Annotated in this window: 7 protein-coding genes; 4 read left to right on the top strand and 3 right to left on the bottom strand. The window is 42.0% G+C overall.

What is annotated here, in order from left to right; all coding sequences use genetic code 11:
- Window positions 1–13: 13 nt before the first annotated feature.
- Genes NL42_RS16150 through NL42_RS16135 form a run of 4 tightly spaced genes read left to right on the top strand, consistent with a single transcriptional unit; the run spans window position 14 to window position 3178 of the window.
- A complete protein-coding gene (locus NL42_RS16150) occupies window positions 14–598 on the top strand; it encodes an anthranilate synthase component II (RefSeq protein WP_003650566.1) in 585 nt (194 codons plus the stop codon).
- A gap of 9 nt (window positions 599–607) precedes the next feature.
- Window positions 608–1657: an anthranilate phosphoribosyltransferase gene (trpD, locus tag NL42_RS16145; protein ID WP_461313506.1), complete on the top strand. Its 1050-nt coding sequence runs from the start codon at window positions 608–610 to the stop codon at window positions 1655–1657.
- 9 nt (window positions 1658–1666) lie between these two features.
- The gene (gene trpC / locus NL42_RS16140; RefSeq protein ID WP_461313505.1) at window positions 1667–2473 is read left to right on the top strand and encodes an indole-3-glycerol phosphate synthase TrpC; all 807 of its coding nucleotides are present in this window, start codon (window positions 1667–1669) and stop codon (window positions 2471–2473) included.
- 9 nt (window positions 2474–2482) lie between these two features.
- Window positions 2483–3178, top strand: coding sequence for a Smr/MutS family protein (locus NL42_RS16135; RefSeq protein ID WP_461313504.1), 696 nt, complete (start codon window positions 2483–2485; stop codon window positions 3176–3178).
- A 10-nt stretch (window positions 3179–3188) separates the two neighbouring features.
- Here NL42_RS16135 and xdhC read toward each other — a convergent pair whose 3' ends face one another.
- Genes xdhC through xdhA form a run of 3 tightly spaced genes read right to left on the bottom strand, consistent with a single transcriptional unit; the run spans window position 3189 to window position 8055 of the window.
- Complete coding sequence (gene xdhC / locus NL42_RS16130; RefSeq protein WP_461313503.1) at window positions 3189–4172, bottom strand: xanthine dehydrogenase accessory protein XdhC; 984 nt, start codon at window positions 4170–4172, stop codon at window positions 3189–3191.
- A 6-nt stretch (window positions 4173–4178) separates the two neighbouring features.
- Window positions 4179–6554 (bottom strand): xanthine dehydrogenase molybdopterin binding subunit, encoded by a 2376-nt coding sequence (gene xdhB / locus NL42_RS16125; RefSeq protein WP_461313502.1) that lies wholly within the window; start codon window positions 6552–6554, stop codon window positions 4179–4181.
- Between the two features lies 1 nt (window position 6555).
- Complete coding sequence (xdhA, locus tag NL42_RS16120; protein ID WP_461313501.1) at window positions 6556–8055, bottom strand: xanthine dehydrogenase small subunit; 1500 nt, start codon at window positions 8053–8055, stop codon at window positions 6556–6558.
- Window positions 8056–8169 lie beyond the last annotated feature (114 nt).

Here is an 8169-nt window from a genome sequence, read left to right as displayed (position 1 = left end):
AGTTAAATCTAAAATGCTTCTAATGATCGACAATTACGACTCTTTTACCTACAACATCGTCCAGTACTTTGGCGAGTTGGATCAGGAAGTAAAAGTTGTTCGCAATGATCAAGTCACATTAGAGGATATTGAACGATGGCAACCTAAATATCTCGTTATTGGTCCTGGCCCATGCTCTCCAAGTGAAGCAGGTATTTCAATTCCGGCAATTAACCACTTTGCCGGAAAAATTCCTTTGCTTGGCGTGTGTTTAGGGCATCAAAGTATTGGGCAAGCTTTTGGCGGAAACATTGTAAGAGCCAAAACAGTGATGCACGGACGTTTATCTGATATGTACCACAGCAATAAAGGTATTTTCAGTAATCTCCCTAGCCCATTCTCGGCAACTCGTTATCATTCGTTGGTGATCGATCAGCAAACTCTGCCTGATTGCCTTGAAGTAACGTGCTGGACCAATGAAGCAGATGGCTCAATGGAAGAAATCATGGGTGTTAAACATAAGACATTGCCTGTTGAAGGCGTGCAGTTCCATCCTGAATCAATCTTGAGTCAACATGGCCATCAAATCTTTAAAAACTTTTTAGATATTTATGCATAAGTGATATTTATGAACATTCAACAAGCACTTAACCATATTACAAAAAATATTCACCTGACTCAGCCGCAAATGGAAGACATTATGCGCAGCATCATGCAAGGTGAGGCAACCGAAGCACAAATTGGTGCTTTAATGATGGGCCTTCGCATGAAAGGTGAAAGTATTGACGAAATTACTGCTGCCGCACGTGTTATGCGTGAATTCGCGATTAAAATTGATGTTAGCGATATCAAATATTTAGTTGATATTGTCGGTACTGGTGGTGATGGACAAAACTTATTTAATGTCTCTACTGCTTCAAGCTTTGTGATTGCAGCAGCTGGTGCAACCATTGCAAAGCATGGTAACCGAGGCGTTTCAAGTAAATCAGGTTCATCTGACCTACTTGAACAAGCCGGTATTAACCTTGATTTAGACATGCAACAAACTGAGCGCTGCATTCGTGAGATGGGTGTAGGCTTTTTATTTGCTCCAAACCACCACAAAGCAATGAAATATGCTGTAGGCCCACGTCGTGAGCTTGGTGTTCGCAGCATTTTCAATTTACTCGGCCCGCTTACGAATCCGGCCGGCGTAAAACGCTTTGTCATTGGGGTATTTTCAGATGAACTTTGCCGTCCGATTGCCGAGGTTATGAAGCAACTTGGCGCTGAGCATGTCATGGTGGTTCATTCAAGAGATGGACTTGATGAAATTAGCCTTGCTGCTCCTACCGCTATTGCTGAACTTAAAGATGGCGAAATTACCGAATGGACGCTTAATCCAGAAGATGTCGGGATTGAATCACAAACCTTAAATGGTTTAGTGGTAGCAGATGCCGCAGCAAGCTTAAAGCTGATTAAAGATGCATTAGGTAAAAATAAATCTGACATTGGTGAAAAAGCAGCAAATATGATTGCGCTTAATGCTGGCGCAGGTATCTATGTAGCAGGCATTACCAAGACTTATGCTCAGGCTGTTACATTCGCTCAAGATATTATCTATGGTGGACAAGCTTTAGAAAAAATGAGTGTTTTGGCTGAATTTACCAAAACATTAAAACAATGTCAGGCAGATTAAGGACTTCTCATGATTAATATTCAAAATACCATTTTAGGTAAAATTGTTGACCGTAAACATGAGGAACTTGCTGCACGTTTAAAACAACGTAATTTGCAAGATGTTGAAGAACTAGCGAAAGCTGCAACTCCTGTACGAGGATTCGCAAAAGCTTTACAGCATAAGCGCCCTGCCGTGATTGCAGAAATTAAAAAAGCATCTCCATCAAAAGGCATTATTCGTGCAGATTTTAATCCTGCTGAAATTGCCCAGCAATATGAACAAGCTGGAGCGGCATGTTTATCGGTATTGACCGATGTTGATTTCTTTCAGGGTGCAGATGAAAATATTGCTATTGCCCGTAATCATTGTGCCCTACCTGCTTTACGTAAAGACTTTCTGATCGATCCATATAATGTAGTTGAAGCACGTGCTTTGCATGCTGACTGTATTTTATTAATTGTTGCATGTTTGTCTGACCAGCAACTCGAAGAAATGTCTAAAACTGCGTTTGAACATCAACTCGATGTATTAGTTGAAGTTCATGACGAAGAAGAAATGGAACGCGCTTTAAAGCTTTCTGAGCAATGTTTATTAGGTGTGAATAACCGTAATTTAAAAACGTTTGATGTGGATTTAAATACATCCATTCGATTGAAAAAATTACTTCCGGCCTCACGTTTATTAATCACTGAAAGCGGTATTGCGACACCAGATGATGTGCGTATGATGCAAGAACATGATATTCACAGCTTCTTGGTCGGCGAAAGTTTTATGAAACAACCACGTCCAGATCAAGCTTTTACTGCTCTTTTTGGACAACCTCAAACGGTTTAATGAAGATATATGAGTAATAAAGATTCATCGCTTTCTAAAGAGCAACAAAAGTTACTGAAGCAATTTAAAAAGCAAATCTCCAATCCTCATTCAAGCAAAATCGCAAGTCAGTCTGAGGCCCCAAAACCTCAGGCTGAGTCTGAAGAATTGGAAGATGCAAACCTGTTTCAAAGTGCTCTAGCAGGTGTTAAGCCCATCAACAATAGCAATATTGCTGATGTAAGAACGCCTCGCACAAAAAAAATTGATGCTCACACACTCGCTAAACGTGCAGCTGCCGAAGGTGATCGTGAAACTGAACATGCCGAGTTATCAGACACTCAAGCCGCTCTAAACCCTGTCGCAAGTCAAGCAACGCTAAGCTATCGCATTGCCACACTTCAGCATAAAGTTTTCGAAGACTTAAAAGCTGGAAGAATGCGCTGGTTTGAAGCTGTAGATTTACACGGATGTACGATTGAGCAAGCACGTGACGCAGTTTTACAAGTTATCCAGATGGCAAAAGATGAAAATCAAAATGTTGTCAAGATTGTACATGGTAAAGGCCCTGAAGCAGTCTTAAAAACCTATGTCAACGGATGGCTACGTCAGCACCGCGATGTTTTAGCTTTTGTAAGTGCACCTGAAAATCAAGGCGGCACAGGCGCCGTTCTCGTACTGCTTAAACGCGCAGAAAAAAATCCAAAGTTCGAACAAAAAAAATGATCCTTTGGGATCATTTTTTTACATCAAATACCTGCAATAATTGAGCAACCACTGCAACGGCAATCATTGCAGGTTGTTTCGATGAAATCCCTTCTACCCCGATCGGGCAAACCAAACGTTGTAATATTTCCTGAGTATAACCACGTAATTGCATACGCTTTTCAAAAATAGCCCTTTTACTTTTTGAGCCAATCATCCCAACATAAGCAAATGGTTTTGCCGCGGGTTTTAAGGCTGCAAAACACAGTTGCAAATCTAATTGATGATCATGAGTTAAAATTAAAATTGCACCTGAACGGTCAAAATGCTCGATCTCGGCGTCTAATGTATCAGTCGTTAAACATTGCGCCTGTTCCAGTAAGTCTGATGGGAAAATATCATCCCTCGGATCAATCCATTTCACTCTGACACCAATAGGCAATAAACAACGAACAATTGCTTCACCCACATGCCCTGCTCCACAAATCAGCACTTGCATAGCATAAGGTTGAATCTGCTGGCCAAATTGCCATTGCTCACTACTGCCAGAATGAAACTCGAAACTCGGTTGTTGTTCTATATCCATAGTCTGCCAAGTGGATGCATATTGATGTGAGACGGTACGCCATATATGCTTTCCGCCTCGCCATGCTTGCAAACTCGCACATAAATCCGATGCGATCGCAGCGGGTGATATTTTTTCAAACAATAACCACATTACTCCGCCACAACACTGCCCAAGCCGAGCACTGAGCTTAAAACGCTCAATACGTCTTATGCAAGTTTCCGTTTCTTTTAACATTGCTTTTGCAATATCAATAGCCTGAAATTCTAAATGCCCACCACCGATCGTATCGGATTGCTGCCATTGTTGTTGCAAATTAAACCGCAATAACATGGTTGCACCAACTTCTCTTGGTGTCGAACCATCAGCGCGGACCACTGTGACCAATACCATAGGCGCAGCATCGGCTTGCCACGCCACAAAATCAGTCCACCATTGTAAATGTTGCATAATCTTCTACATTTTAGCTTGTGGGCGGTCAGCCAAAGCTTGTCTCCGTCCAATAGCAATTGCACGTAAAATTTCTTCGGCAGTTGCTGGCGCATTAAGTACGAGTGGTGCATTTTCTGGAATAGCCGCCTGTACCGCCTGACGAATTGCAGAGAAAACAGATAATGCCAACATAAATGGAGGTTCACCTACCGCTTTAGAGCGATAGATGGTGTCTGCCTGATTTTGGTTATTAAACAGTTTGACATTAAAAATATGAGGAATATCAAAACTGGTCGGGATTTTATAAGTTGAAGGTGCATGCGTAAACAAGCGTCCTACATGTGGGCCTTGTGGCTGCCAATACAGCTCTTCTGTCGTGAGCCACCCCATTCCTTGAACAAAACCACCTTCAATTTGCCCAATATCAATTGCAGGGTTAATGGACCTCCCGACGTCATGCAAAATGTCAGCACGTAATACTTTCATTTCCCCAGTTAAGGTATCTATTGCGACTTCACTGACTGCTGCACCATAGGCATAATAGAAAAATGGACGCCCTAAATGGTTGACCTGATCGTAGTGAATTTCTGGTGTTTTATAAAAACCGCTGTCCCATAGTTGTACACGTGCCATATATGCCCGTTGAACCAAATCAGGAAAGGTCCATGAGTGACCATTCGCTGTTGTGACCATACTATCTTCAAACTGGACTTGGTCAGCTTCACTTTGACTTATTTCTGCTGCAAGTTTTGCCAGACGCTCTCGAATTTTAATGCAGGCATTTTGAACAGCTTTACCATTTAAATCTGCTCCACTCGATGCTGCAGTTGCTGATGTATTTGGCACCCGAGAAGTATCAGTTGCAATTAAACGAACGCTATCGATGGGTAAACCCAACTCATAGGCGGCAACCTGCCGCACTTTGGTATATAGCCCCTGTCCCATTTCTGTACCGCCATGGGTGATAGAAACAGTACCATCCATATATACATAGACCAGTGCACCTGCCTGATTGTAATGTACAGCATTAAACGAAATACCAAACATTAAGGGTGTTAACGTAATACCACGCTTAATGATGTCATTGCTCTGATTAAAGGCATGAATGCTCTGTTTGCGTTTCGCATAATCGCTACTTTGCAATAATTCAGCCACCAATTTTGGCGCAACATTATCACGGACTTCTGCCCCATAGTGCATACGGTCACGTCCGGCACCGGGCTCTTCGGCAAAGAAATTACGCTGACGAATTTCAACTGGGTCACAATCTAAATAACGAGCAATGTCATCAATAATATTTTCAATGACAAACATGCCTTGCGGTCCGCCAAAACCACGATATGCGGTATTGGAAACAGTATTGGTTTTACAACGTAAGTTACGTAGCTCAACCGCATTTAAATAATAGGCATTGCCAATATGACAAATCGCACGTTCATTCACTGGCCCAGAAAGATCAGCCGAAAAACCGCAGTTTGAAGCCAATTGCACCTTTAGGCCTTGCAAAATACCAGTGTCATCAAAAGCCACTGACCATTCATATGCAAAACCGTGACGTTTGCCTGTGGCGCTCATATCATCATCACGGTCTAAACGTAACTTACACGGACGGCCTGTTTTTTGTGCTGCCAAAGATGCAATGCATGCCCATTGTGCAGACTGCGACTCTTTACCACCAAAACCCCCACCCATACGGCGGCTTTCTACGCTCACCTGATGCATATTCATACCTAATGCATGACAAATCAGCAGCTGCATTTCGGTTGGATGTTGTGTCGAGCAATAGACTTTTAAGTCCTGATTTTCTTGGGGAATTGCATAGGAAATCTGTCCTTCAAGATAAAAATGTTCTTGCCCACCTAGCTCAATAGCACCTGAAAGTTGATGTGCTGCATTTTGAAATGCCTGTTCAACTTCACCATGGCTAAATTCAACAGGCGGTAACACCCACGATTCTTTTTCAATCGCATCTTGCATCGTTAAAATCGGAGTCTCGGGCACATACTCTATTTTTGCCAAGCGAACTGCCTGACGGGCTTGCTGATAACTCTCGGCAACAACCACAAACAAGGCTTGGCCATAAAATTCGACCTGCTCCTCAGCAAAAATCGGGTCATCTTTAACAATTGGTCCCCAATTATTTTCAATCTCAATATCCTTTGCTGAAAAAACTACATGGACACCATTGGCCTGACGTACGGCATCCAAATCAAACTTACTGATTTTGCCTTTGGCACAACTTGAAAATCCAACCGCCAAGTGCATGGTATTTTCAAGCTCAGGTAAATCATCAATATAGGTTGCTTGCCCAGTCACATGTAAATGTGCACTTTCGTGTGGAATAGAGTCGCCTGCTTTAGCAGATTTTTTAGAAATGCTTAAGTCAATGGTTTGATTCATGTTAGATCTCCACCATAGCAATCAAGTCATTCACACGAGTAATCGTTTGAGACAGGACTTTTTCTACATAAAAACGCTGTAAACAGTTTTTCGCGACGTGTAAACGATATGCCGAGCTAGCACGTCCATCATCTAAAGGTTGATAGTCTTGCGACAATGCCTCTTGAGCCTTAGCTATCAATTCTGCTGTAAGTTGCTGACCTTCCAATATGGCTTCTGCATATTTTGCACGTTTGGGAATAGCTGCCATGCCACCAAAAGCAATTCTGACATTGTGAGCGACATCATAATTATCTAACTCGCATGAAATAGCCGCACATACCGCAGAAATATCTTGCTCAAAACGTTTGGCAATTTTATAGCTGGCAAATTTAAAACGCGTCTGCCCTTCACGAAGTGGAATAACAATCGCCTCAACAAACTCACCAAGCTGTAATGCTGTTTTTTGATAATCTAGATAAAAATCTTCCAAGGCGATTTCACGGGTCTGTTCACTTACACGTAAAATCAATCGTGTACCTAGCGTAATTAATGCCGGCATTGAATCGCCAATAGGTGAACCATTGGCAATATTTCCACCTAGAGTTCCCGCATTTTTAATAGGCATAGAAGCAAAACGGCGCTGTAATTCTTGAAAGTCAGGATAAAAATCTGAAATTTTGATGAGAGCATCACTCAGACTTACATTTGCCCCAATCGTTAAAGCGTGGTCGGTAACTACAATCTTTTTCAGTTCTTCAACCTGACCGATATAAAGCATATCGCCTAAATCACGGCCCTGCTTGGTTACCCACAAACCGACATCTGTGCTACCAGCGACAATACGCGCCTGCGGTAACTGTAAGCGTAATGCGGCAAAATCCTGCAAAGTCTTTGGTGCAAAAAATTGCTGATCATGATCATTCAAATGCAATACAGGTAATGCTTTGATCTCTTTTAATACATCAAGTACCTTTTGGCGTTCTAATACAACACGAGGATAGTCATAAGCTTTTTGTGCTGCATCTAAAATAGGGCGATAGCCTGTACAACGACACAAGTTTCCAGAAAGATAATCACTGACTTTATCTTTGCTCGGAGAATGTTGTTCATTTTCATACATTGACCATAACGACATGATAAAACCAGGTGTACAAAAACCGCATTGTGAACCATGCAAATCGACCATCGCCTGTTGTACCGGATGAAGCGTTCCATCCTGTATAGGTAATAACGTATGCAGATCTTCTACTGTAAATAGGGCTTTACCATCTAAAGTCGGTAAAAACTGAATACAGGCATTCACACTTCGCAATTGCAAGCTGTCATTGACCAACTCACCAATCACGACTGTACATGCACCACAATCGCCCTCAGCACAGCCCTCTTTTGTACCGGTCTGCCTAGTCTTACCAGTTTGGGTATATTCTCGCAGAAATTGTAAAACCGTCGTTGTGGGTACTACATTTTCCACTTGCTGCTGACCACCACGGAAAAAAAAGGTGATTGGACGTTCTGACATGTTTTATCCTTATGCTCTATAACACTGCATCTGTGCAAATATGATGCCACTAGGCGATCATTTAGAACTTACCAACATTAAATGCATATTTCATGTTCAAACTCTTGACTATTA

This window comes from Acinetobacter sp. GN11, from assembly GCF_054823985.1.
The sequence above is the reverse complement of the archived record's forward strand: the minus strand, read 5'-3'. Positions and strand labels throughout refer to the sequence as shown.

Bases quoted from the DNA above. Each gene is read 5' to 3' on its own strand.
- NL42_RS16150 (WP_003650566.1), top strand. From the start codon at position 14: ATGCTTCTAATGATCGACAATTACGACTCTTTTACCTACAACATCGTC.
- trpD (WP_461313506.1), top strand. From the start codon at position 608: ATGAACATTCAACAAGCACTTAACCATATTACAAAAAATATTCACCTG.
- trpC (WP_461313505.1), top strand. From the start codon at position 1,667: ATGATTAATATTCAAAATACCATTTTAGGTAAAATTGTTGACCGTAAA.
- NL42_RS16135 (WP_461313504.1), top strand. From the start codon at position 2,483: ATGAGTAATAAAGATTCATCGCTTTCTAAAGAGCAACAAAAGTTACTG.
- xdhC (WP_461313503.1), bottom strand. From the start codon at position 4,172: ATGCAACATTTACAATGGTGGACTGATTTTGTGGCGTGGCAAGCCGAT.
- xdhB (WP_461313502.1), bottom strand. From the start codon at position 6,554: ATGAATCAAACCATTGACTTAAGCATTTCTAAAAAATCTGCTAAAGCA.
- xdhA (WP_461313501.1), bottom strand. From the start codon at position 8,055: ATGTCAGAACGTCCAATCACCTTTTTTTTCCGTGGTGGTCAGCAGCAA.